Annotated in this window: 3 protein-coding genes; 2 read left to right on the top strand and 1 reads right to left on the bottom strand. The window is 63.7% G+C overall.

The genetic code is table 11. From position 1 onward, the window contains the following. On the top strand, positions 1 to 378 hold a 378-nt coding region (locus tag EV699_RS19765), incomplete at its 5' end, for a conjugal transfer protein TraG N-terminal domain-containing protein (protein WP_165904219.1). Positions 379 to 385: 7 nt separating this feature from the next. Here the strand turns inward: EV699_RS19765 and EV699_RS19760 are convergent. Beyond that, positions 386 to 757: a DUF3742 family protein gene (locus tag EV699_RS19760; RefSeq protein WP_132546059.1), complete on the bottom strand. Its 372-nt coding sequence runs from the start codon at positions 755 to 757 to the stop codon at positions 386 to 388. A 223-nt stretch (positions 758 to 980) separates the two neighbouring features. On the opposite strand from EV699_RS19760, the gene EV699_RS19755 reads away from it, so the two are divergent. Further along, positions 981 to 1138: AbiEi antitoxin N-terminal domain-containing protein (locus EV699_RS19755; RefSeq protein ID WP_207923033.1), on the top strand; the 158-nt coding region annotated here is incomplete at its 3' end.

The raw sequence follows: 1138 nt of genomic DNA, 5'->3' as shown, positions 1-1138 counted from the left end.
AACTACGACCTGAAGAAGGTGGTGACGGTGAGCAGCTTCCAGAACGCGCTGTTCTTCGTGGACTTCTGGTTCCAGCTCGCACGCTGGATCGACAGCACGATCCTGGATGCGCTCTACGGCTGGGGGTTTGGCGCGGACAGGCCGCACACGAACTTCGATCCGCTGATCGGCTTGAACAACGCCTTTGGCGACATGCTGCTCAACTTCGTCATGGCGATGATGTTCATCGTGCTGCCGACGTTTTGGGTCATGGCATTGGCTTGGGCAGGCGTTCGCACGGGAAATATCGTGCAGGGGTTGTCCACCGCCACCTCGGACGCTAAGGGCGCTGGGGGGCGTGGCGCTGGTATGGCAATGAGCGCCGTATCGAAGAAGTGACCGCCGTTCAGTCGTCGTCGGTCACATGCGGGTCGATGCGCCAGTCGCTCTTGTCATAAAGCCCGAAGCCGTTGGGGCCTTCCCTCCACTCGGGTTGCGGTTCCTCTTGATCAGGGTCGTCGTGCTGCACGAGCCATGCAGCAGTCACCGCAAAGGCAAGCAGCAGGGCCAGCCAGAACGCGGAGTAGAGCAGCGCACCGAGCACGGCGAGCTTGACGATCCAGAGCACCGCCGTGGTCGCGCCCGCAGGCACCCCGCGCGTCACCAGCCAGCCGGCGACACGCTGCTCGCGGCGCAGGTATCCACGCCAGGCACGGCCAGCCCCCCGGCCCAGCCGGTGGCTCCAGCGCCCGTTGGGCGGGTTGGTGGTCATGCTCAGATGCCTCGGCTTCAGTGGTGCCTCACCTCGCGGAGCGGCCGGTCGTGGCCTGCCCTCCAGCATAGACCGCGATCAGGAGGGCGGGTTGCGGCCGGCAGAGCCGGGTTGGCTCGGGTCGCAGGTCGATTAGATTCTGCACGATACATCAAACCTTATGCTACTTTCCCTGCACGTTCTTGCAATGGCTCTAGGGGTCGATTGGATTCTGTGTTATTTTTATAACATGGATGGAAATTCTCGGCACCAGGTAATCAAGCGACTGCAGGCGGGACTCCCCCGCGGGGCGCCGTTCGACCTTGCCACCCTGAGCCAGTTCGGGGTGTCGCCCCAGCTCGCCGCTCACTATGCCGACGGCGGGTGGCTCGTGCGCCTGGCCCATGG

Source organism: Plasticicumulans lactativorans, assembly GCF_004341245.1.
GTDB classification, from domain to species: domain Bacteria; phylum Pseudomonadota; class Gammaproteobacteria; order Competibacterales; family Competibacteraceae; genus Plasticicumulans_A; species Plasticicumulans_A lactativorans.
The sequence above is the reverse complement of the archived record's forward strand: the minus strand, read 5'-3'. Positions and strand labels throughout refer to the sequence as shown.